Below are 22,023 nucleotides of genomic sequence, written 5' to 3'. Positions count from 1 at the left end.
CTTGATCTGGAGCAATGTTCACTAACAGCATCTTGCTTATCACAAGGGTAGGTAAGGCGCTGTCCATCGACGATTTTCAAGAGAGTGTGCTGCACAGAAAAAGGAGACCAGCAAAAGCGCCTGACACATCGCTCATTGGCTAAAGCGAGGCGAGTCGGCATGCTTGAATTCGTGTTGGGTGTGGCGTTCTTTACCGGGATCGCGATGACGCTGGTGCTGGCCATACTCCTTGCCCGCTCCCGCCTGATTCCGGCCGGCGGCGTCATCGTTCGGATCAATGAAAAACGCTCGGTGCAGGTTCCCGTCGGGGTCAAGTTGCTGGCCGCGTTGGACCGCGCGGGCCTTCACCTGCCATCGGCCTGCGGCGGCAGGGGCACCTGCGGGCAGTGCAAGATCCGGGTGGTCAAAGGCCGCAGCGCGGCCACTCCCGTCGAGAGCTCCTTGCTCAGCCGTCGTGAAATCGCCAGCGACACCCGGCTTGCCTGTCAGCTGACCATCCATGGCGATCTCGCTATCTCGGTGGCAGACGAAGTCTACGGCGTGCAACGATGGCGCTGCCGGGTGCGCTCTAGCCGTTGCGTTGGCACCCTGATGAAGGAATTGACTCTAGAGCTGCCACCGGGGGAGTCGATCGAATTTCGAGCCGGCGCCTTCGTTCAGGTCACCTGCCCACCCTTTCACGCCTGCTTCAGCGACTTCGATATCGACCCGGACATCCACGATGAATGGGATCGGCTGGGTTTGTGGGCGCTCGAAGTCGACTGCCAGGAACCGCAAACCCGGGCCTACTCGCTGGCCAATCATTCGCAAGAGCAGGGCATCGTGATGCTCATCGTGCGGCTCGCCATTCCCCCTGCCGGCGCGCCCGCCTCCGTTCCCCCGGGCTGCGTGTCGTCCTACCTGTTCAGTCTCATGCCCGGCGACGAGGTCGAGATTGCAGGTCCCTATGGGCACTTCTTCGCCCCCGATACCCAGTGCGAGATGATATTCGTCGGAGGCGGTGCGGGCATGGCGCCGATGCGTGCGCACATTTTCGATCAGCTCAAGCGCTTCAGGGCAAAGCGCAAGATCAGTTTCTGGTACGGCGCCCGGAACAGCCGCGAGCTGTTCTATGTCGAAGACTTTGCAGGTCTGCAGCAGGAGCATGACAACTTCGAGTGGTATGTGGCGCTCTCCGAGCCGGGTCCGGAATGCGACTGGCAGGGCGATGTCGGCTTCATTCACCAAGTGCTGCATGATCGCTACCTTGCCGGGCATCCCAACCCCGAAGAGTGCGAGTACTACCTGTGCGGACCGCCGGAGATGATCCGGGCGGTGCGCAGCCTGCTCGACAAGCTGGGGGTCGAGCCGGAGAACATCAGGTACGACGATTTCGGTGCCTGAGGTGCCGGATCGAGCGAATAGTCAGGCCTGGAATGAGCGGCTACGCTGGGTTCAGCCGAGCAGGGCCCGCCGCAGAGCCGGGCCAGGGCTGAGTCTTGTGCCCGGCTGCGGCGGCGAACCTGACCTGGATAGCGGACGATGACCATCGAGCTGGAAAAGCCTGGCCCTGGCGAACCGACCCCCGCGACACTCGGCGGGCGCGATCCGGTAACGGTAATCCGCCGCTACGTGCAGGCGACACGGCCAATGTTCCTGACGGCCTCGATCCTGCCGGTACTGGTCGGCACCAGCTGGGGCTATCGGGCCGCGGACGAGCTGGATCTCTCCGCCCTGGTGTTGGCGGTCGCGGCCACGGCCTGCGTGCATGCGTCGGTCAACGTGCTCAACGACGTGTTCGACGACCTTGGCGGCAGCGACCCCATCAATACCGGGCGGATCTTCCCCTACACCGGCGGTTCGCGTTTCATCCAGAACGGCGTGCTGAGTATTCGGGCGATGGCGGTCTGGAGCGTTGTCCTGCTATTGCTCGGCGTGCTGCTCGGCGCAGTCCTGATACTGGAGAAGGGTATTGCTGTCCTGGGCTTCGGCCTGGTCGGGGTGGCGCTGGGCATAGCCTACTCGGCACCGCCCCTGCAATTGAGTGCTCGCGGTCTGGGGGAGGCCGCAGTCGGCATGGGTTTTGGCGTACTGCCCGTTGTCGGCGCCGCTTGGCTGCAGAGTCCGGACACGGCGCTGAGCGCGTTGCTGCTGTCCGTGCCGGTTGCCTGCTGGGCGATGGCCATCCTGCTAATCAACGAGGTACCGGACCAAGCAGCAGATGCGGCGACCGGCAAGCGAACACTGGTGGTGCGCCTGGGCCCGACAAGCACCGTCGTGCTCCTTATCCTGCTGCAGATACTGGCGCTGATCGCGATTGCCACGGTGGTGGGCTTGCATTGGCTGCCGCTTGCGGTGCTCGTTGCGCATCCCGTTCTGCTGATGGCGGCTATCTATGCCAGCCTGGGGGGCGTGGCTGGGCAACGCCGGTTGAAGCGCAGCATCGAGCTGACCCTGATGATCCATGCGTTCGGCGGAGTCTGGTTGAGCGGCTGGCTATTGGTGCCAGCGTGATTGCATAAAACCCTTCATTAACTATGGTTTTTATTAGACAGTCCCGCACCGGCGGGCCTGGGCAATCGCTGCGCATCAAGGTCCATACCAATGCCACAAGAATTGATCCTGCTGCTGCATCCCACCTTCGGCGCCCTTGCGATCCTCGCCTCAGTCTGGGTGTTCGCCGAAACCCTGAATAACAGCGAGGCCAGCCAGTGGCGCATCAGGATGGTGAGCCTGGCGGCTGCGCTGCTCATGTGGTTGAGCTGTCTGTTGGGTGGGTATTGGTACGTGCGCTATTACGGCGCAGACAAGGCCCTGATCAACGCCGGTCCCTGGCCATTCGCCCATGGCTTCTTTATGGAAACCAAAGAGCACCTGTTTTTCAGCCTGCTGCTGCTGTCGACCTATCTGCCGATCGCCGCATTCGGCTTGACCGCAGGCAGGTCGCAGGTACGCGTGCTGGTGCTCTGGGTGGCCGCCTGGATTGTCTTGCTCGGCCTGAGCATGGAGGGCGCCGGCGCCATCGTCAGCATGGGGGCCAAGCTCGCCCTGCTGGGCAAAACCATCACGGGGATGTCGCCATGAAAGACACCGGCATCGGTAAGTACACCGTCTCTTTTGCCCTGGCATTTGCCGTGACCAGCCTGCTGAGCGCTGTTCTGGTGGTCGCCAAGGAGCGTAATGAGGATACGCTTCTCGCCTGGATGAAAGCCGCCACCGGCCATCATTGGATCAGCCATGGCATCCTGGATCTGCTGGTATTCGTGCTGCTCGGCTGGGCGCTGGCGCAGATCGGCTTCGGCGCCCGATGGAGTGGCAATGTGCTCAGCGCCATTATTACCAGCAGCGTGGTACTGAGCAGCCTGATCATTGCCGGCTTTTTCGTTTAAGGCCGGGCCGCTTGCTTATTGCGCCCAAGAACGCCAACAGCAGTCCTGTCGCCTGGCTGGGCTGATCCGGTTGTATCACTGCTGGCGGCGAAGGACGGCTTGAGTAGCAACGGGCGGTTGCCCGTGCCGTTCAGGCACTTGCGGCGGGAGGGCGGATGATGCAGTAGCTCAGGAAACGGCTCATGTCCCGGGACAGGTTGATGAAGAATATCCCGAACTGCGGGCTATCCAGCTCCTGCAACCTGGCCAGCGCCTGGCTGGTGATCTTCAGCACGATGCATTCGCTGACCGCCTCGCCGCTTAGCAGCCGCGGACGCATCGCCAGCATGGCGGGAAAACCGACACTTTCCCCGGCGCAGCCGGTGTGGGTGATTGTCCGACCGGTCTCGCTGTCCTGATAGATCGCCATTTGCCCCTGCAGAATCACGTAGAAGCATTCGGCGCGATCACCCTGGCGGTAGAGGTTTTCCCCCGGCGCCAGCTTGAGCAATTCACCGCTGGCCAGCACCTGCTCGACAAAACTGTCCGAAAGGGCGCCGAAGGCGGACATCTGCTTGAAGGCATCGGCAGGAAGGATTGTGTCCAGTGCAGCTAGCTCGAGCGTTTGCATGTGATGGCACCTGCCCTCCCTCCGTGCTGGAGCGGCATCAAGGTCACAAGGCAGCGGCGTGATCGCCGTCATCAGGGCATGCCCGGTAGCAGACTCGCTAACGCTGAGCGGTTGCCGGCATGCCTGCTGCCAGTATACGCCTGGGCGCTGACAGGCCGACGGCAATAGCCGTTTGATGGCGCGCGCAGGACAAATGGCGGCGCGCAGGGACCACGACAAGGCCCTGGCCAACAAATCGATCAGGATCTGCTGGGCGGTGTGGTGCCATGCGCGACGTTTCAGTGGTGACTGGCAAAGCGCAAGGCCCGCCTGACGGCGAGGGTGATCAGCAAGGGGGGATGGTTTTCTGCTGGTTGGGGTGATCAGCAACACTGTCGGAACAGGCGAGTCCTGCAGCGGAACAAGGCCAATAACAATCATGATCCACGTGATCGATTGAACGCTTGGCCCCCGCTGCGCGAACTACAGAATGGCCAGGGCGGAAAGCCCACAACAGGCCGGATATACGAATGCCACCGCGCTGACGACAGGTGCAAAAGCAAAGCTTTGCTCACTACTTGTGGGGAGAGTCCATATACACTTGTTAGGTTGAATACAATGAAGCTCGTTATTTTGATTCGTCGAATGGCGAGATCTGCTGAAATTGGCGAGGTTGGAGTGCGGCGCATAGCTTGCGTATTACAGTTGCACCTTCTAGACGCAGCTTTATAGGGAGCGTCCCAGCGCCGCATACCATTGAGGGCCTGCCAACAATTCTCCAGCTTGGTGGATCAGATCAGAGTCTTGATTGTTTAAATATTCCTCACATATCAAACCAACGTCAGTTTCCCGTAGAAAGGTTGGAAGCTCTCGCCAAGGCTTTTCGTCATTGTGCGCCATTGAATAGAAAGCCGATGCAAGTCTGACCCACTGTTCGTTTTTTTCTTGCCAGAGCGTCTTTGCTAAGACCATTTGCGATCCTCAATGGAGCGGTGACCTAACGTTTGGTAAAGGGGCGGGCTTTAGCCCGTCCCAGTGAGCGCAGCGAGCGATTTGAACCAGTTGTTAGACTGACGAACCCCCTTTGCCTGGCAGAACAATAGGTACATTAAATTTAATTCTGGAGTGGGTTGATGACTCGCCATGAGATGAGCCTTGAGATCCTAAGCCAACTGTACCCAGGAAAACCCCGATACCACCTTTTGTGTCAGTAGCATCGGTTTGGGCTAACGCAATGTCAAACTCCACGACAGTTACTTGTCTTCCGGCTGCGTCTGTCATTATTTTATTGTCTTTTGTGTATCCGTAAACTCTGTCAGACCCTGCACTGGCACCATATTCAGCAACCGCCTCTCTTGCTTCAGCAACACCTGCCACAATTTCCGTTATAGCGGTTTTAATAAAATCTTGGACGTTCATAGGACTTCCTTGTAGGTCTAACGTTTGGTTAAGGGACGGGCTTTAGCCCGTCCCAGTGAGCGAAGCGAACGATTTGAACCGATTGTTATGCGCTAGTGAACTTTATTGGTGAAATAGTTGTTGTAGCCAAAAATTGAAAAATTCACTTTCTTAGTGTTGGCTATTGTTTTTTAGTATTGCGTTGGAGTGGATCTCAATTGTTTTGCACTTAATTGAGTTCTCGGATAAAAACTTTACAGCTTGCGCTTGTTCTTTTAAGGATATGGCTTCGATAATTTGGCGTTGAGTTTCGCTGTTCAGGTTGTTTGATATGTTTTCTTGTGATGAGCTGAAACGATATGATAAGGCGTGATGTATGCTGGACTTTGACTCGTATTCTTTCTTGGCTTCTGGCTTAATCAATACTTGTGCGGCTGTATAAAACGCAGCGCAGTTTATATTCGCGATTGCTAATGGTTCAGGGCTAAAGCCTGTTTGGTTTGCTGATACGTTGAAAGGGGCTATGAGAAATGAGATTAAAGTTATCTTCAGATACTTGCGATTCATGTCTTTGGGTCCGGCATAACGTTTGGTTAAGGGGCGGGCTTTAGCCCGTCCCAGTGAGCGAAGCGAGCGATTTGAACCGCTTGTTAGGCTAATGTTTTGCCATTATTTTATTTATAAATGCGTGAAGCTTATATTTTAAATTTCGTTTTTTGAGCGACGTGATGTTTTCACTTGGATACGCTCCGGTTGTGGTCATGCGAAGTAAATCGCTGTCGTTTGGTAGTCGATAGCCAGATGAAATGCAGTGTGAATTTAGCCAGCGCTCAGTTGCTTTAACAAAAAGACTTAATTTCTCGCATTTATAGCAATCATCAACATTTCTCCACCACAGCATGACTGAGGATGATATACGTCGTTGAATGTCATCTAGATAGTCTTGGCTGGTTGGAGCTATGCTTGCCACAATGTACTCTACGATTTTGTGGGTATAGAAAAGCAAGTATGGGAGCCGGCTATATAGATAGCTCCATTGTGTGATCTTTTGACTCCAGCCAGAAAAGATAAAATTAATATTTAGTCGCTCTGTACGAATCGCTTTGTGCTCTGTAAATAGGTGCATGGCGTGATTACACACTCCATCAAAACTATCATCGTTGTTTTTGTCATATCTGAGCTGCGCTATGTATTCGGCATCTAGTCGAGATGATTCGCCAATAATGTCGAGAACTTTTTGAATGCGCTTGGCATGCCCTGAAACACCTCCTGCATTTTGCGACCTAAGCTTCAGGGGATCAGCCGCTAATGTTTCAGAGAAATTTAATTCATCAAGCACTATGGACTCAAGTAAATAAAGGCTTTCCTGTAATGGCTTCCGTATGAGCATAAAAGAAATGCCTAGCTTGGCTTTTCTGGAGCTTTCTAGGCACTCAAATACACAATGCATCATGTCTGATAGCACTGCGGGCAATACTGTGGCTTTTAATATACTAGCGCGATCATTTATGCGATTTTCTTTTTCGAGCCATGAAAAAATATCATCAGCGTCTTCAAGGGACTTGTGCTCTTCATCGCTATTGAATTTAATTTCCGTGGTAAAGAAATTCCCTTCTTCACCTGATACTATGATTTGTGCCATGACATCATGAATTACAAAGCATAAATCATGAGCACTATCAAAGGTGCTTGGTAGAAACCTTCCTTTTTTGTTTTTTGATGCGGAAGTCAATAGAGCACCTTTGAAAGGAGGGGGCCTAACGTTTGGTTAAGGGGCGGGCTTTAGCCCGTCCCAGCGAGCGAAGCGAACGGTTTGAACCAGTTGTTATGCGTCACATTTATGCATATTAGCGGCTGTGCGAATGTCACGCAGAAGATAGTACCAGTCAAATGTTTGTTTCTTGCGTTTTTCTGCATGCACGTTTTTTGCGCCAAAATAAACCCCAATAGGGTTCACAAATGGAATGTTTGGAATGTTTGACCAAAGAGCTTCGGCTAGTGCCGATTTTATGTTGGGTCGATACCGGTCAATTATTTCGGATGTTGCTATTTGTTCCGAATCCGAAAGCAATTTCCTTGCAAGCTCTAGGTCTTCGTTAGATGACTCGACAATTCTATGCAAGGATTCGCGCATATTGCCGAAATTTCCTTGCCTTTTGATGCGTACGATTTCCGACCATGGAACATGCTCTAGTGATGGGATGCTAATTTCAAAAAGCTTGTATGGAACTATATTTGTGGTTGGTGGTGCATTGAACAAACATACTGCCTCGATTGCGCTTTTTTCATCATTGTTTGCCTGCAGCATGCATGGCACTTCCAGATTCACATCTCGCCAAAGACTCACAGCATCAACAGCAACACGAGCACGACCCTCAGCATGCTCGACACCAATATCCTCAATGGTTCCCCATTCGCGCTTTATCTTTCTCAGCAGTTGATTGTGCGCATACTGCTCCGGGGTCTGTGGGCTTGGGTAAGTATAATTTTCATAATTCTCACCCCACCTAGGAAACCCCCTAATATCCATAGCAGTAATTTTTTTTGCTAAGTCCTTGGAGATTCTTCGCGTAACCGGAACTATTACATCTGATATGGTGTGCAGTTCACTCCGACTTAATTCGTCACCATTAATTAATCGAGTTAATTCGGCGTCTTCATCGTCGTGCCGCACTGTCTCAAACATTACTTCGTCGTACCAAAGAAAGCACAGCTTTAAATCATCCGCTCTAAAGCCGCGCTCTAAGGCGCCGAATGAACTAATTAGGGTTCTTATATTTGCCATGGCCAAAACCTAAGCTTGATGCATAACGGTTAAGCTAACGGGCGGCCAAAAGCGTAGCTTTTGGACGTCCAGCGAACAGAGTGAGCGATAGTTGAGCGTATTGTTAGGCGGTTAGCCAAGATTTTAGTTGCTTTCATGGTGACGTGTCGGTTTTTATTATATTTAGTATGCCGCCATATAGCATTCCAGCACACCACGCATTGGTTAGCCCTGTAAGTGCGATTGGGACATAAATGTCACCTATGCCCTCAGCTATTTCTTTTGTTAGACTGGCCAAGCGCTTTGTGCCGATACCAGAAATTTCGCCGGATGTTAAAGCCTGTGACCATGCTACTAGTGCCAATTCTGTAGTTTGGGCAGTCACCTGCTTTATGTATGTCCCGCCGCGATATTCCCAGATGATCGTGTACGTACTCATAAAGAGCCTAACTATAAATAGACACCAATTGGTGTGATAACGCTTTTATGATCGTGGTGGATAACATTCCTTGTCCTCTCGTCTATCCCTGTCTAGGCTAGGCATTGCAGCGGTCGGATGACCGTATAAGGGAGTTATACACCATGGACGGAAAGCCCCGGTTGCTCGATCAAGTGCGTGAGCAGATTCGCCTCAAACACTACTCGATTCGGACAGAGCGCGTCTATTGCGAGTGGGTCAGGCGTTTTATTCGATTTCACAACTACCGCCACCCGCTGGAAATAGGGGCTGCTGAAGTCGAGGCGTTTCTTTCCGATCTTGCTGTGCGCCGAGATGTCTCCGCATCCACGCAGAACCAGGCGCTGGCTGCTTTGTTGTTCCTCTACAAGCAGGTACTCAAGCTGGATCTGCCGTGGCTTGGGGATGTCGTCCGGGCTAAAAAGCCTGTGCGTTTACCCGTGGTGTTGAGCATTGCCGAGGTTCGGCAAGTGTTGTCGCGTCTTGAAGGCCAGCTCTGGCTGGTTGCCAGTCTGCTGTATGGATCGGGCATGCGTTTGATGGAGGTCATGCGTTTGCGGGTCAAGGACGTGGATTTCGTCCGGAAGGAGATCCTGATCCGTGACGGTAAGGGAATGAAGGACAGGGTCACGATGCTACCCCAGAGCTTGATTCCGCTGTTGCAAGGACACCTGGCCGTGGTGAGGGCCATCCACCAGACGGAACTCCAGGCTGGGCGCGGCGATGTGTATCTGCCCTTCGCGCTCGAACGGAAATACCCGAAGGCTCCGATGGAGTGGGCTTGGCAGTATGTCTTTCCTGCCACCGGTCTATCGCGAGATCCGCGCAGTGGCAAGGTGCGCCGCCATCATCTCGACGAGAAGCGGGTGCAGCGTGCCTTCAAGGCGGCGGTCAAGGAGGCCGGTATCATCAAGCTGGCCACCCCGCACACGTTACGGCACTCCTTCGCTACCCACCTACTGGAAAGCGGCCAGGATATACGCACGGTGCAGGAGTTGCTGGGCCATGCCGATGTGAAGACGACCATGATTTATACCCACGTACTCAACCGCGGCGGTTTGGCTGTGCTGAGTCCGCTGGATCGTTGAGCAGCACAGGGGGCAGCCAGGCTTTACCCTGCAAACCTTCACAGAGAAACCCGTGTGGCCTATTACTCGGACGGTCGAGTCCGACAGGCCGTTAGCGGTGACTCAGGCAGGCTACCGCCGCCCCTGCGCATAACGGGGCTGGCGACTGCATGACAAAAAGGCAGGGAGTGACGGCGATCCTTTCCGAATAGGCGGGGTTGGCTGACAGTCCCTTGGTTTGGTCGAGCATAGTGCAGTGTGTAGCCCGAGCCAAGCCAAGGCTTCAGAGGGCAGGGAAGGCACACCCCGGGAGCCTGCATTAGACCTGGCTAGGTAACGACAACACCGGCTGGCTGTGGGCCGACCTGATACTGCAACGCGACGCCTTGCCTTCGGCAGCGCAGCGGCGGGCCTTCGAGGTCGGTTTTCTCAGCTGGGTGCATCAGCGCTTGTGCTCGCCGTTCGGTGGCAATCACCAGGCCCGGCGAACCTGCTTGAACCTCTAAACGTAGGGGGCTACTCGCCGCAGGCAGTACGCCGATACTTGGCGAGCTGTGGCGAGGCCGCCGCACTTGAAGTTGTGCAGGTTCTTGCCCAATCAGGCTTTTTCCTGCGAGTCAGCACCCAGATCGTCAGCATGTGATTGTGCTCCCTGCCTGGAATGGGGGCTTTAGCGAGGTGGCGGTGCAGTAAGGGCGTCATACGCCCGTGCTGTTTGCGCACCACGGCGGCCACTGCCAATTCCGATTTATGCGTTCTGTTCGCCCGCGCTGCGCGGTTTGCGGCAACGGCGAACTGCGCCTGGCTGGCGGAGGGGCAGGGCCTCTCCCGCTGATTGGCGCCCGCCCACACCGATGCGCGTGGTGCACCCTACGAGGATCAGGCTGCCGTGCTGGTGTGTTCTGGATTCTTGATCATGGTCAATCCAGACAGGGCCTATTTCGCATAATCTCCACTGCATATTGTGGTTTCAGATAAATAAATATCTATATGTAGTGTCAGGAGGCGACATGCTCAGCCCGGTTAAAGCCCTTCACCCGCAGCAGTTATGCAAGCGCGATGGCAGCATCGCCGCGTTCGATCTCGGCAAGATTCGTCAGGCGATCATCGCGGCGGGCGCGGCGAGTGGCGAGTTCGACGAGGCGCTGGCGGGGGAGTTGGCCGAAGCGGTGCTGCTGCGCCTGCTGGAGTTGCCCAGTATCGATGTCGAGCAGGTGCAGGACCGCGTCGAGCGGGTGCTGATGGAGGCCGGTTTCTACCAGACCGCACGCGCCTATATCGTCTACCGCGAGCGCCATGGCCGCTTGCGCCGTGATCGCAAGGCGCTGGTGGATGTGGCGGCGTCGATGAACGAGTACTTGTCGCGCGAGGATTGGCGGGTGCGCGCCAACGCCAACCAGGGCTATTCCCTCGGCGGCCTGATCCTCAACGTGTCGGGCAAGGTCACGGCCAACTACTGGCTGGACGAGGTGTACAGCGAGAGCATCGGTCTGGCTCATCGTGAGGCCGATCTGCATGTGCATGATCTGGACATGCTCGCCGGCTACTGCGCCGGCTGGTCGCTGCGCAGCCTGCTCAACGAGGGTTTCAACGGGATTCCCGGGCGCGTCGAGGCGGGTCCGCCCAAGCACCTGTCCAGTGCCCTGGGGCAGATGGTCAACTTCCTCGGCACCCTGCAGAACGAGTGGGCCGGGGCCCAGGCCTTCAGCTCCTTCGATACCTACCTGGCGCCCTATGTGCGCAAGGACAACCTGGGTTTTGCCGAGGTGCGCCAGGCCATCCAGGAGTTCATCTACAACCTCAACGTGCCGTCGCGCTGGGGCACCCAGACGCCGTTCACCAACCTGACTTTCGACTGGGTCTGCCCGGAAGACCTGCGCGAGCAGATTCCCTATATCGGCGGGGTGGAAATGCCTTTCGCCTACGGCGAGTTGCAGGCCGAGATGGAGCTGATCAATCGCGCCTATATCGAGGTGATGCAGGCCGGCGACGCCATGGGCCGGGTGTTCACCTTTCCGATCCCGACCTACAACATCACCCATGACTTTCCCTGGGACAGCGAGAACGCCGATCGCCTGTTCGAGATGACGGCGCGCTACGGCCTGCCGTACTTCCAGAACTTCCTCAATTCCGACATGCAGCCCAATCAGGTGCGCTCGATGTGCTGCCGCCTGCAGCTGGACGTGCGCGAACTGCTCAAACGTGGCGGCGGCCTGTTCGGCTCGGCCGAGCAGACCGGCTCGCTGGGGGTGGTGACGATCAACTGCGCACGCCTGGGTTATCTGTTCAGGGGCGACACCCAGGGCCTGCTCAAGCGCCTCGACCATTTGATGGAGCTGGCGATGGAGAGCCTGGAGGTCAAGCGCAAGGTGATCCAGCACCACATGGACGCCGGCCTCTATCCCTATACCAAGCGTTACCTGGGCACCCTGCGTAACCACTTCTCGACCATCGGCCTGAATGGTATGCACGAGATGCTGCGCAACTTCAGTGGCGATGAGGAAGGCATGCATACGCCCAAGGGCCGCGAGTTCGCCTTGCTCCTGCTCGACCATGTGCGGGCCACCCTGGTGCGCTTCCAGGAAGAAACCGGGCAGATGTACAACCTCGAGGCCACGCCGGCCGAGGGCACCACCTACCGCTTCGCCAAGGAAGACCGAAAGCGTTACCCGGACATTCTCCAGGCCGGCAGTGCCGAGGCGCCGTACTACACCAATTCCTCGCAATTGCCGGTGGGCTTCACCGACGATCCCTTCGAGGCGCTGGAACTGCAGGACGAGCTGCAGTGCAAGTACACCGGCGGCACCGTGCTGCACCTGTACATGGCCGAACGGATTTCCTCGATCCAGGCCTGCAAGCAACTGGTGCGCAATGCCCTGGGGCGCTTCCGCCTGCCGTACCTGACGATCACCCCGACCTTTTCCATCTGTCCGACCCACGGCTACCTGGATGGCGAGCACGAGTTCTGCCCGAAATGCGACGAGGCGCTGCTGCAAAAGCAGGCCCAGCCGGGCGGCGCCGAGAAGGTCGGTGGCTGACTCGTCACTGCCGGCCTGACGGCCGGGTGGTGGGTTACGCGGCGCTCAACTTAGTCGCTAGCTCGTTCTCCGGAGTTCGGCACCGCTAACCCACCCTACGGTTTAGACGCACCTGCGCCGCGCCCACTGGGGCGGCGTTGATCGACCAAGCTAGAGTTTCCCGTTTCCCCACAGCAAGGAGCGACACCATGCACAGCACTCCGCAACTCCTAGAAGCACAACGCCAGCGCTGCGAAGTCTGGACCCGGGTGATGGGCTATCACCGCCCGGTCACCGCCTTCAACCCTGGCAAGCAGTCCGAGCACCGCGAACGCCAGCACTTCACCGAAGCGGCGGCGCGAGTCAGCGCCGCGTGAGCAGGGCGCTACGGGTCGGGGGCCTGGTGCCCCTGACCACCCTCGACTATCCGGGGCTGTTGGCCTGTGTGCTGTTCTGTCAGGGCTGCGCCTGGCGCTGTCGCTATTGCCACAATCCGGATCTGATCACGGCCCGTGGCGAGCAGGAGATTCCCTGGTGGCAGGTGCTGGACTTCCTCGAACGGCGTCAGGGCTTGTTGCAGGCCGTGGTGTTCAGTGGCGGCGAGGCGACCTTGCAAGGTGGCCTGGTGCCGGCGATGGAACAGGTGCGGCGGATGGGGTTTCGCGTCGGCCTGCACAGTGCGGGGATCAAGCCCTGGGCGTTCTCCTGGGCAGTCAAGGCGGCGGACTGGGTTGGTTTCGACATCAAGGCCCTGGCCGAGGATGCCGAGCTGATCACCGGGGTCAGCGGCAGCGGCAAGGCCAACTGGCGCAGCCTGGAGCATCTGCTGGCCAGCGGCGTGGATTACGAGTGCCGCACCACCGTGCACTGGCATCTTTTGGACGTCGAGCGCCTGTGGCGCATCGGCCAGCGCCTGCATGCCTTCGGCGTCGAACGCTTCGCCGTGCAGATAGTGCGCAGCACGCGCATGCTCGACCCGGATCTGCCCATGACCGCGACGCCGAAGGAGGCGGGCGAGTTGTGGCGGCGCCTGGCGCAACTGTTCACGCATTTCGAGCTGCGTGATCATTGATTGGCGCGCCGCCTGTGCAAGGCGCTGTCCAGGTTAATGGCTGCAACGCGCTGGCGAGAGGCGGGCGGGGTTCTGGGTTAGCTCACGGCCGCTAAACAGTCAGTATTACGGCCCCCTCGACAACAGTGGTGCATGGCGCCTGGCTGCAATCGCTTGTGCGCGAGAATTGACTCTCGTCAGGTGCTGCGCCGGCGGCGCCCCTTACAATGGCGGCATTATTGCCGGCTACCCACGCGGGCAGGGCGCTGCGCTAGGCGCAGTCGTGGTTTTCCTATTCACGCTACGAGGTGGTCGCACATGGACCAATCGCTGAACTTCAATCGCGCGCTGGTCGAGAAGTATGATCGCCCGGGGCCGCGCTATACCTCCTATCCCACCGCGCCGCAGTTCCATCAGGCGTTTGCCATGGACGATTATCAGAACGCCGTTGCGGCGAGCAACCAGGCGATCGCGCCCAAGCCGCTGTCGCTGTATATCCATATCCCGTTCTGCAAGAGCCTCTGTTACTACTGCGCCTGCAACAAGATCATCACCCAGAAGACCCACCGCGCAGTGGAATACCTGACCTACCTCAAGCGCGAAATCGCCATGCAGGCGGCACTGTTCGACCGCACGCGCAAGCTGACCCAGTTGCACCTGGGCGGCGGCACGCCGACCTACCTGACCAGCGAACAACTGGCCGACCTGCTGGCGACCTTGCACCAGGCGTTCAACCTGGATGACAGCGACGACCACGAGTTCTCCATCGAGGTCGACCCGCGCACCATCAGCACCGAACAGATCCAGCATTTGCGCTCGCTCGGCTTCAATCGCCTGAGCTTCGGCGTGCAGGACTTCGATGCCGATGTGCAGGCGGCGGTCAACCGCGTGCAGAGCGAGGAGCAGGTTTATGCGTTGGTCGCCGCCGCGCGCGAGGCGCAGTTCAAGTCGGTCAGCGTCGACCTGATCTACGGCTTGCCGCTGCAGACGGTGGCCAGCTTCGACGTCACCCTGAGCAAGATCATCGCCCTGCGCCCGGATCGGATCGCCGCCTACAGCTATGCCCACCTGCCGCAAATGGTCCGCGCACAACGCCTGATCCGCCGCGAAGACATGCCGCCGCCGGAGCGCAAGCTGGAACTGCTGGAGCTGACCATCAAGCGCCTGACCGACGCCGGCTACGTGTATATCGGCATGGATCATTTCGCCCTGCCGGATGACGAACTGGCCCTGGCGCGGGCCAATGGCACCCTGCAGCGCAATTTTCAGGGCTATTCCACCCATGCCGATTGCGACCTGATCGGCCTGGGCGTGTCCTCGATCGGCAACGTCGGCGACAGCTACAGCCAGAGCGTCAAGGAGCTCTCGCAGTACTACGCGCGCCTCGACCAGGGCCTGCTGCCGGTGCATCGCGGTTACCGCCTGAACGCCGACGACCTGCTGCGCCGCGAGGTGATCAGCGCCCTGATGTGCCATGGCCGAGTCGACTTCGCCACCGTCGAGGCGCGTCACGGGATCGACTTCAAGGACTACTTCGCCGACTCCCTGGCGGCCCTCGAGGAGCATGTGGCTGATCGCCTGGTGGAGATCCACGACGACGCCCTGGTGCTGCTGCCGCAAGGCCACCTGATGATGCGCAGCGTGGCCATGGCCTTCGACGCCTACCTCGGCAGCGAACAGAAGGGCAACTTCTCGCGCACGGTTTGAAGGGGCCGCCATGAGTTATTCGCTGCTGCATGTCGTACACCTGCTCGCGGCCATTGCCTTTATCGGCACGCTGTTCTTCGAGGTGGTCATCCTCGCCAAGGTCAAGCCGCAGCTTGCGCCTGGCGCGCTGGGCGAGCTGGAACAGGCCCTCGGCAAACGCACGCGCACGGTACTGCATTGGGTGGTGCTGCTGGTCTATGGCGCCGGCATCGGCCTGGCCTGGCAGCACCGCCAGGCCCTGAGCGATCCCTTCGCCAGCAGCTTCGCCACCTTGCTCAGCCTGAAGATCGTGCTGGCCGTCACCGTGTTTTTCAGTTTCGGCCTGGTCGCCATGCTGCTCCGCTCTGGCCGCATGACCCCGAGCCTGTACCGCAAGCTGCACTGGGCGGTGCTGGGGCAGATGCTCGGCATCGTCCTGCTGGCCAAGGCGATGTTCTATATCCACTGGTGAGCCAGTCGCTCGACACGTACGCAGACCACATCCTAGAAGAGCCGATGTCCACTCCAGGCCGGGTTGAGCAGTGATCCGTAGGATGGTGTTGAGCGCAGCGATAGCCATCGTGGCGGGCGTCATAAGGGGCGCGGCTGACGCCCTGGCTGCTGGTTTTCTCTGGCAGGCCGTTAGCAGTTTTGTCGCTGGCCGTGATGATCCCGGTCAAGATTCGGCAGCGGTGGACGGGCGTGATTGGCCGCCGATTCAGGCCATGGAAGATCCTTGGTTGCAAACGCAGGCCGGCCTAACGTGAAACCTCAACCCATGATCGATACGAGGTTCGCCATGCACTTCGCCTACAGCCCCCGCACCGAAGCACTGCGTCAGCAGCTGCGCACTTTCATGGACGAGCATGTCGTGCCGCGCATCGGCGCCTGGCACGCCGAGGTCGGCGCCGGGCATTTTCCGGTGTCCTTCATGGCCGACCTCAAGGCTCTGGCCCGCGCCGAAGGGCTGTGGAACCTGTTCTTGCCGGCGCTGGGCGAGGACGAGCCGGGCACCCGCCTGAGCAACCTGGAATACGCACCGCTGGCGGAGATCATGGGCCGGGTTTCCTGGGCCTCGGAGGTGTTCAACTGCAACGCGCCGGACACCGGCAACATGGAGCTGCTGCACCTGTTCGCCACGCCCGAGCAGCGTGCGCGCTGGCTGACGCCGTTGCTCGACGGCGAAATCCGCTCGGCCTTCGCCATGACCGAGCCGGATGTGCCCTCATCGGATGCCAGCAATATCCAGACCCTGATCCGTCGCGACGGCGACGACTACGTGATCAACGGGCGCAAGTGGTTCATCACCAACGCCTCGCACCCTGACTGCAAGCTGCTGATCGTGATGGGCAAGACCGACCCGAATGCCGACGCCCATCGGCAGCAGAGCATGATCCTGGTGCCGTTCGACACGCCCGGGGTGGAGCTGCTGCGCAATATCCCGGTGATGAACCATATCGCCCCGGAAGGCCACAGCGAACTACTGCTGCGCGATGTGCGGGTGCCGATCGGCAATCTGCTGGGCGAGGAGGGTGCTGGCTTCATGATGGCCCAGGCGCGCCTTGGCCCCGGACGTGTTCACCACTGCATGCGCTCGATCGGCATGGCCGAGCTGGCCCTGGAGCTGATGGTCGAACGCTGCCAGGAGCGCAAGGCCTTCGGCAAGTACCTGCACCAGTACGCCAACATCGGCGACTGGATTGCCGAGTCGCGCATCGAGATCGAGCAGGCGCGCCTGCTGGTACTCAAGACCGCCTGGATGATCGACGAGGTGGGGGCCAAGGCCGCGCGCAAGGAAATCGCCATGATCAAGGCGCTGGTGCCCGGCATGCACACCCGCGTGGTCGACCGCGCCATGCAGGTCTACGGCGCCATGGGCCTGACCCCGGACACGCCGCTGGCCGACATGTGGACCACCGGCCGCGCCCTGCGCTTCGCCGACGGCCCCGATCAGGTGCACCTGCGCAGCATCGCCCGCCTGGAGCTCAAGGCCAGCGCAGCCACGCGCGGGGCGAGCGCTGCGTATCTGACCACACAGGATGTGATCGATTTTGTCAGCTATTATCCGAAGACACTGCGGATTGCGTTAGCGCGACCGGGTGCGCGCGCCGCACCCTGGGGTCTGGCGCAGAGCGGGTGCGCCATGCGCACCAATGGCCCGATGCATTAGCCCGATCAGGCGCTGTAAGGTGTGCGCATCCCCGCGGCAGGATGTCGCAACTTGATTTTGATCAAGGGGAGAGAGGGCATGCATCCCCTACCATGACAGCACGTTCCTAGCCGCCTAAGGCGGATAAGTCATATGCAAACCTGTCAGCTGCCGAATGTAATCCCCCATGGTTCATCTACCGGTGCTACGGTGGTTGTTCGATCCAACCGCCAAAGCCGGTCCATGATGAACAGCACCCCCTCCCTGCACTGTGCCTGGCGCTCATGGGGGGTGGCTGTCGCGGTTTTGTTCGCATGCATGTTTGCAACCTTCCAGGGCGTGCAGGCCAAGAGCTACGGCGACATCGAGCAACAACGCATCGAACAGACCTTGCCTGCGGTCGACAGCGTTTCCGCGCCACAAGGCGAGTTCAAAGTACGCACCCTGGCGCGTGGCGACGAGGTGCTCGGCTATGTGTTCCAGAGCCTGGATGTGGTCGATATTCCGGCCTATTCCGGCAAGCCGATCAACATGCAGGTGATCCTCGACACCGCGGGCGTGATTCAGGACGCCTATGTGCTCGAGCACCACGAGCCGATCCTGCTGGTCGGCATTCCCATTGCCAAGCTGCACGCCTTCACCGCCAAGTATCAGGGCGTCAAGGTCAACCGGCGGGTGGTGGTCGGCCGTTCCAGTGACCCCGATGCAGTGACTGTCGATGCGGTCACTGGCGCCACCGTTACGGTCATGGTGGTCAATGAGATAGTCATGCGCTCTGCCCACGCGGTAGCGGTGTCGCTGGGTCTGGTCGAAGAGAATGCCGGAATGGCGCAGCAGCCGGCCACGGTACGCGAAGATCTCTATCAGCCTGCTGACTGGGCCCAGTTGACCGGTAATGGCGCCATCCGCCGCCTGCACCTGACGCGTGGCCAGGTCGACGAAGCCTTCAAGGGCAGCGAGGCGGAAGGCGTCGACCAGGCGGCGCCCGATCAGGTTGACGACACCTTTATCGACCTCTACACCGCTCACCTGAATGCGCCGACCATCGGCCGCAACCTCTTGGGTGACAATCAGTACCGTTTGCTCATGCAGACGCTTGAACCCGGTGAGCAGGCGATTGCCGTCCTCGGCAGTGGCGAGTATTCGTTCAAAGGTTCGGGCTACGTGCGCGGGGGCATTTTCGACCGGGTGCAGCTGCGCCAGTTCGGTGAAACCATCAGCTTTCGGGATCGTGATTTCGAGCGTCTGAGCGATGTCTATGCCGAAGGCATGCCGGATTTCCGCGAGATGGCGATCTTTATCGTGCGTGAGCCGTCCGGATTCGATCCAGGCTCGCCCTGGGCCCTTGAACTGCTGGTGAAGCGCCAGACCGGGCCGATCAGCGGCATCTTCAGCAGTTTCGAGCTGCCCTATCAGATGCCCGAGGAGTATCTCCAGCGGCCACAGCCGACTACCGCCGAGCTGGCTGCCGTCGAAGAAGCCAATCGGCCGCTGTGGCTGAATATCTGGTACCAGAAAAGTTTCCAGATCGGCGTGATAGTCGTCGCCTTGTTGCTGCTGACGGTGATCCTGTTCCTCCAGGACAAGTTCACCCGGCGCCCGCATTTCCTCCACTGGTTGCGCCGCGGTTACCTGATCTTCACCGTGGTGTTCATTGGCTGGTATGCCCTGGGCCAGTTGTCGGTGGTCAACGTGCTGACCTTCGTGCATGCCCTGGTGCAGGACTTCCGCTGGGAGCTGTTCCTCACCGACCCGATCATTTTCATCATCTGGACCTTCACCGCCGCCAGCATCCTGCTCTGGGGCCGCGGCGTGTTCTGCGGCTGGCTGTGCCCGTTCGGCGCCCTGCAGGAGCTGATCAACGAGGCCGCGCGCAAGCTGAAAATCCGCCAGTTCGAGTTGCCGTTCGCGCTGCATGAGCGGCTCTGGGCGATCAAGTACATCATCCTCCTGCTGCTGTTCGGCCTCTCCCTGGAATCGCTGGCCACTGCCGAGCGCTTCGCCGAAGTGGAGCCGTTCAAGACCGCCATCACCCTGAGATTCGACCGTCAGTGGTGGTTCGTGCTTTACGCGGTGATCCTCCTGGTGATCAACATCTTCACCCGCAAGGTCTACTGCCGCTACATCTGCCCACTGGGCGCGGCGCTGGCCATTCCGAGCAAATTCCGCCTGTTCGACTGGCTGAAGCGGCGCAAGGAATGTGGCAACCCCTGCCAGCTGTGCGCCAAGGAGTGCGAGATCCAGGCGATTCATCCCGACGGCCATATCAATGCCAACGAGTGCCACTACTGCCTCGATTGCCAGATGACCTACCACAACGACGACAAGTGCCCGCCGCTGATTCTCAAGCAGAAGAAACGCAGCAAGAAGGCGCCGGCCAGCGCCGAGCTGATCCCCGTAGTGCAAGTAGTCATCCCTGAGCGAGCCCTCTAAGCGCCTGAGCGCGGCCGTTCGACAGCCCGTATTTATCCAGTCAAGGAGCACAACCCATGAGCGATAAAGAGTCGAAGAATAAGCCGGCAGTCGATGCCAAGCAGCAGGTCGAAATGCTCGAAAAGACCGGCTTGAGCCGCCGCGGTTTCCTTGGTGCCAGCGCCATGACTGGCGCGGCACTGGTCGGCGCCACCGCGCTGGGCAGCGCGGTGATGACCCGCGAGTCCTGGGCCGCGGCAGTTGAGGATGCACAATCGAAGATTCATGTCGGCCCAGGCGAGCTGGATGACTACTACGGCTTCTGGAGCGGCGGCCACCAGGGCGAAGTGCGGGTGATGGGCATTCCATCCATGCGCGAACTGATGCGCATCCCGGTGTTCAACGTCGACTCTGCCACCGGCTGGGGCCTGACCAACGAAAGCCAGCACATCCTCGGCGACAGCGCCAAGTTCCAGAACGGTGACTGTCACCATCCGCATCTCTCGATGAAAGATGGCCGCTACGACGGTAAGTACCTGTTTATCAACGACAAGGCCAACACGCGCATCGCCCGCATCCGTTTGGATGTGATGAAGTGCGACAAGATCCTGACCGTACCCAACGTTCAGGCTGTCCACGGCCTGCGCCTGCAAAAGGTGCCCTATACCAAGTACGTGTTCGCCAACGCCGAGTTCATCATTCCGCACCCGAACGATGGCAGCACCTTTAAGATAGATTCGCCAGACAGTTACACCATGTTCAACGCCATTGATGCAGAGAAGATGGAAATGGCCTTCCAGGTCATTGTCGACGGCAACCTGGACAACACCGATGCCGACTACACCGGCAAGTACGTGGCATCCACCTGTTACAACTCGGAGAAGGCCATCGATCTGGGCGGCATGATGCGCAACGAACGCGACTGGGTGGTGGTGTTCAACATCGAGCGCATCGAAGCGGACATTAAGGCGGGCAAGTTCATCACCTTGGGCGACTCCAAGGTGCCAGTGGTTGACGGTCGCGAAGGTTCGCAGCTGACTCGCTATATCCCGGTGCCGAAGAACCCCCATGGTTGCAACTCTTCGCCGGACGGCAAGTACTTCATTGCCGCCGGCAAGCTGTCGCCAACCTGCTCGATCATCGCTATCGACAAGCTCGACGACCTGTTCGATGACAAGTTCAAGGACCCCCGTGAAGTGATAGTGGGTGAGCCTGAGCTGGGTCTGGGTCCGCTGCACACCACCTTCGACGGCCGCGGCAATGCCTACACCACGCTGTTTATCGACAGTCAGGTAGCCAAGTGGAACATTGATGAGGCGGTGCGTGCTTACAAGGGTGAGAAGCTCAACTACATCAAGCAGAAGCTCGATGTGCACTACCAGCCCGGACACAACCATGCCTCGCTGTGCGAAACGCGCGATGCAGACGGCAAGTGGCTGGTGGTACTGAGCAAGTTTTCCAAGGACCGCTTCCTGCCAACCGGCCCGCTGCACCCGGAGAACGATCAGTTGATCGATATTTCAGGCGACGAAATGAAGCTGGTGCACGACGGCCCGACCTTCGCCGAACCCCATGACTGCACCATGATTCGTCGCGACCAGGTCAGGACCCAGAAAATCTGGAGCCGTGACGATCCCTTCTTTGCCCCGACCGTCGAACGGGCGAAGAAGGATGGCATCAAGCTGGAGGCCGACAACAAGGTCATCCGCGATGGCAACAAAGTCCGCGTGTACATGACCTCCATGGCACCGGCTTATGGCCTCACCGAATTCACCGTCAAGCAGGGTAACGAAGTCACGGTAACCATCACCAATATCGATCAGATCGAGGACGTGTCGCACGGCTTCGTCATGGTCAATCACGGGGTGAGCATGGAAATCAGCCCACAGCAAACTTCGTCCATCACCTTTATCGCCGACAAGCCCGGTGTGCATTGGTATTACTGCAGCTGGTTCTGCCACGCCTTGCACATGGAAATGGTCGGGCGGATGCTGGTCGAACCGGCATAAACCCGCACCGTCGTCCTGCTTTTGCGGGGCGACGGCGCAGCCTGTGGCTGCCTTGG

18 protein-coding genes and 3 pseudogenes are annotated in these 22,023 nt (G+C 58.7%); 15 read left to right on the top strand and 6 right to left on the bottom strand.

Going from position 1 to position 22,023, the window contains the following annotated elements:
• Positions 1 to 159: 159 nt before the first annotated feature.
• From nqrF to PH586_RS08440, 4 genes are all read left to right on the top strand, one after another.
• Positions 160 to 1,383: an NADH:ubiquinone reductase (Na(+)-transporting) subunit F gene (gene nqrF / locus PH586_RS08455; RefSeq protein WP_271347316.1), complete on the top strand. Its 1,224-nt coding sequence runs from the start codon at positions 160 to 162 to the stop codon at positions 1,381 to 1,383.
• Between the two features lie 138 nt (positions 1,384 to 1,521).
• A complete protein-coding gene (locus PH586_RS08450) occupies positions 1,522 to 2,493 on the top strand; it encodes a prenyltransferase (protein WP_271347315.1) in 972 nt (323 codons plus the stop codon).
• 90 nt (positions 2,494 to 2,583) lie between these two features.
• Positions 2,584 to 3,063 carry a hypothetical protein gene (locus tag PH586_RS08445; RefSeq protein ID WP_271347314.1) on the top strand — a complete coding sequence of 160 codons (480 nt, stop codon included), beginning with the start codon at positions 2,584 to 2,586 and terminating at the stop codon, positions 3,061 to 3,063.
• Complete coding sequence (locus PH586_RS08440; protein ID WP_271347313.1) at positions 3,060 to 3,368, top strand: hypothetical protein; 309 nt, start codon at positions 3,060 to 3,062, stop codon at positions 3,366 to 3,368. Before PH586_RS08445 ends, PH586_RS08440 begins: the two co-directional genes overlap by 4 nt.
• Before the next feature lie 130 nt (positions 3,369 to 3,498).
• Here the strand turns inward: PH586_RS08440 and PH586_RS08435 are convergent, their stop codons facing one another.
• A complete protein-coding gene (locus PH586_RS08435; RefSeq protein ID WP_271347312.1) occupies positions 3,499 to 3,978 on the bottom strand; it encodes a cyclic nucleotide-binding domain-containing protein in 480 nt (159 codons plus the stop codon).
• A 190-nt stretch (positions 3,979 to 4,168) separates the two neighbouring features.
• Here PH586_RS08435 and PH586_RS08430 point away from each other — a divergent pair.
• Positions 4,169 to 4,291 (top strand): annotated as a pseudogene (locus PH586_RS08430) (IS110 family transposase); the annotation flags it as partial.
• A 392-nt stretch (positions 4,292 to 4,683) separates the two neighbouring features.
• Here the strand turns inward: PH586_RS08430 and PH586_RS08425 are convergent.
• From PH586_RS08425 to PH586_RS08405, 5 genes are all read right to left on the bottom strand, one after another.
• Positions 4,684 to 4,929: a hypothetical protein gene (locus PH586_RS08425; RefSeq protein WP_271347311.1), complete on the bottom strand. Its 246-nt coding sequence runs from the start codon at positions 4,927 to 4,929 to the stop codon at positions 4,684 to 4,686.
• Positions 4,930 to 5,022: 93 nt separating this feature from the next.
• Positions 5,023 to 5,376, bottom strand: coding sequence for a hypothetical protein (locus PH586_RS08420; protein ID WP_271347310.1), 354 nt, complete (start codon positions 5,374 to 5,376; stop codon positions 5,023 to 5,025).
• Between the two features lie 150 nt (positions 5,377 to 5,526).
• Positions 5,527 to 5,922, bottom strand: coding sequence for a hypothetical protein (locus tag PH586_RS08415; RefSeq protein WP_271347309.1), 396 nt, complete (start codon positions 5,920 to 5,922; stop codon positions 5,527 to 5,529).
• A gap of 88 nt (positions 5,923 to 6,010) precedes the next feature.
• Positions 6,011 to 7,087, bottom strand: coding sequence for a hypothetical protein (locus tag PH586_RS08410; protein WP_271347308.1), 1,077 nt, complete (start codon positions 7,085 to 7,087; stop codon positions 6,011 to 6,013).
• A gap of 93 nt (positions 7,088 to 7,180) precedes the next feature.
• Positions 7,181 to 8,140: a hypothetical protein gene (locus PH586_RS08405; RefSeq protein WP_271347307.1), complete on the bottom strand. Its 960-nt coding sequence runs from the start codon at positions 8,138 to 8,140 to the stop codon at positions 7,181 to 7,183.
• A 561-nt stretch (positions 8,141 to 8,701) separates the two neighbouring features.
• On the opposite strand from PH586_RS08405, the gene PH586_RS08400 reads away from it, so the two are divergent.
• From PH586_RS08400 to nosZ, 10 genes and pseudogenes are all read left to right on the top strand, one after another.
• Positions 8,702 to 9,664, top strand: a complete 963-nt coding sequence (locus tag PH586_RS08400; RefSeq protein ID WP_271347306.1) for an integron integrase — start codon at positions 8,702 to 8,704, stop codon at positions 9,662 to 9,664.
• Positions 9,665 to 9,978: 314 nt separating this feature from the next.
• Positions 9,979 to 10,149, top strand: a pseudogene (locus PH586_RS08395) (LasR-specific antiactivator QslA); the annotation flags it as partial.
• A 504-nt stretch (positions 10,150 to 10,653) separates the two neighbouring features.
• A complete protein-coding gene (locus PH586_RS08390) occupies positions 10,654 to 12,681 on the top strand; it encodes a ribonucleoside triphosphate reductase (RefSeq protein ID WP_271347305.1) in 2,028 nt (675 codons plus the stop codon).
• Positions 12,682 to 12,869: 188 nt separating this feature from the next.
• Positions 12,870 to 13,037, top strand: a complete 168-nt coding sequence (gene nrdD / locus PH586_RS08385; RefSeq protein WP_271347304.1) for an anaerobic ribonucleoside-triphosphate reductase — start codon at positions 12,870 to 12,872, stop codon at positions 13,035 to 13,037.
• A complete protein-coding gene (locus PH586_RS08380; protein WP_271347303.1) occupies positions 13,034 to 13,732 on the top strand; it encodes an anaerobic ribonucleoside-triphosphate reductase activating protein in 699 nt (232 codons plus the stop codon). The genes nrdD and PH586_RS08380 overlap by 4 nt, the downstream gene beginning before the upstream one ends.
• 297 nt (positions 13,733 to 14,029) lie before the next feature.
• Positions 14,030 to 15,418 carry an oxygen-independent coproporphyrinogen III oxidase gene (gene hemN / locus PH586_RS08375; protein ID WP_271347302.1) on the top strand — a complete coding sequence of 463 codons (1,389 nt, stop codon included), beginning with the start codon at positions 14,030 to 14,032 and terminating at the stop codon, positions 15,416 to 15,418.
• A 10-nt stretch (positions 15,419 to 15,428) separates the two neighbouring features.
• Positions 15,429 to 15,869, top strand: a complete 441-nt coding sequence (locus PH586_RS08370) for a CopD family copper resistance protein (RefSeq protein WP_271347301.1) — start codon at positions 15,429 to 15,431, stop codon at positions 15,867 to 15,869.
• Between the two features lie 327 nt (positions 15,870 to 16,196).
• Positions 16,197 to 17,429 (top strand): annotated as a pseudogene (locus PH586_RS08365) (acyl-CoA dehydrogenase family protein); the annotation flags it as partial.
• A 435-nt stretch (positions 17,430 to 17,864) separates the two neighbouring features.
• Positions 17,865 to 19,979, top strand: coding sequence for a transcriptional regulator NosR (nosR, locus tag PH586_RS08360; RefSeq protein ID WP_271347300.1), 2,115 nt, complete (start codon positions 17,865 to 17,867; stop codon positions 19,977 to 19,979).
• Between the two features lie 113 nt (positions 19,980 to 20,092).
• On the top strand, positions 20,093 to 21,967 hold the full coding sequence (gene nosZ / locus PH586_RS08355; RefSeq protein WP_271347532.1) for a TAT-dependent nitrous-oxide reductase: 1,875 nt from the start codon (positions 20,093 to 20,095) through the stop codon (positions 21,965 to 21,967).
• Positions 21,968 to 22,023: the final 56 nt, after the last annotated feature.

Source organism: Pseudomonas aestuarii (genome assembly GCF_027988105.1).
GTDB classification, from domain to species: domain Bacteria; phylum Pseudomonadota; class Gammaproteobacteria; order Pseudomonadales; family Pseudomonadaceae; genus Aquipseudomonas; species Aquipseudomonas aestuarii.
Note: the sequence above shows the minus strand (reverse complement) of the source record. Positions and strands in the feature narration are given on the sequence as shown.

What these genes read in the sequence shown, in the direction of transcription:
- nqrF (WP_271347316.1), top strand. Translation starts at nt 160, where the DNA reads ATGCTTGAATTCGTGTTGGGTGTGGCGTTCTTTACCGGGATCGCGATG.
- PH586_RS08450 (WP_271347315.1), top strand. Translation starts at nt 1,522, where the DNA reads ATGACCATCGAGCTGGAAAAGCCTGGCCCTGGCGAACCGACCCCCGCG.
- PH586_RS08445 (WP_271347314.1), top strand. Translation starts at nt 2,584, where the DNA reads ATGCCACAAGAATTGATCCTGCTGCTGCATCCCACCTTCGGCGCCCTT.
- PH586_RS08440 (WP_271347313.1), top strand. Translation starts at nt 3,060, where the DNA reads ATGAAAGACACCGGCATCGGTAAGTACACCGTCTCTTTTGCCCTGGCA.
- PH586_RS08435 (WP_271347312.1), bottom strand. Translation starts at nt 3,978, where the DNA reads ATGCAAACGCTCGAGCTAGCTGCACTGGACACAATCCTTCCTGCCGAT.
- PH586_RS08425 (WP_271347311.1), bottom strand. Translation starts at nt 4,929, where the DNA reads ATGGTCTTAGCAAAGACGCTCTGGCAAGAAAAAAACGAACAGTGGGTC.
- PH586_RS08420 (WP_271347310.1), bottom strand. Translation starts at nt 5,376, where the DNA reads ATGAACGTCCAAGATTTTATTAAAACCGCTATAACGGAAATTGTGGCA.
- PH586_RS08415 (WP_271347309.1), bottom strand. Translation starts at nt 5,922, where the DNA reads ATGAATCGCAAGTATCTGAAGATAACTTTAATCTCATTTCTCATAGCC.
- PH586_RS08405 (WP_271347307.1), bottom strand. Translation starts at nt 8,140, where the DNA reads ATGGCAAATATAAGAACCCTAATTAGTTCATTCGGCGCCTTAGAGCGC.
- PH586_RS08400 (WP_271347306.1), top strand. Translation starts at nt 8,702, where the DNA reads ATGGACGGAAAGCCCCGGTTGCTCGATCAAGTGCGTGAGCAGATTCGC.
- PH586_RS08390 (WP_271347305.1), top strand. Translation starts at nt 10,654, where the DNA reads ATGCTCAGCCCGGTTAAAGCCCTTCACCCGCAGCAGTTATGCAAGCGC.
- nrdD (WP_271347304.1), top strand. Translation starts at nt 12,870, where the DNA reads ATGCACAGCACTCCGCAACTCCTAGAAGCACAACGCCAGCGCTGCGAA.
- hemN (WP_271347302.1), top strand. Translation starts at nt 14,030, where the DNA reads ATGGACCAATCGCTGAACTTCAATCGCGCGCTGGTCGAGAAGTATGAT.
- PH586_RS08370 (WP_271347301.1), top strand. Translation starts at nt 15,429, where the DNA reads ATGAGTTATTCGCTGCTGCATGTCGTACACCTGCTCGCGGCCATTGCC.
- nosR (WP_271347300.1), top strand. Translation starts at nt 17,865, where the DNA reads ATGTTTGCAACCTTCCAGGGCGTGCAGGCCAAGAGCTACGGCGACATC.
- nosZ (WP_271347532.1), top strand. Translation starts at nt 20,093, where the DNA reads ATGCTCGAAAAGACCGGCTTGAGCCGCCGCGGTTTCCTTGGTGCCAGC.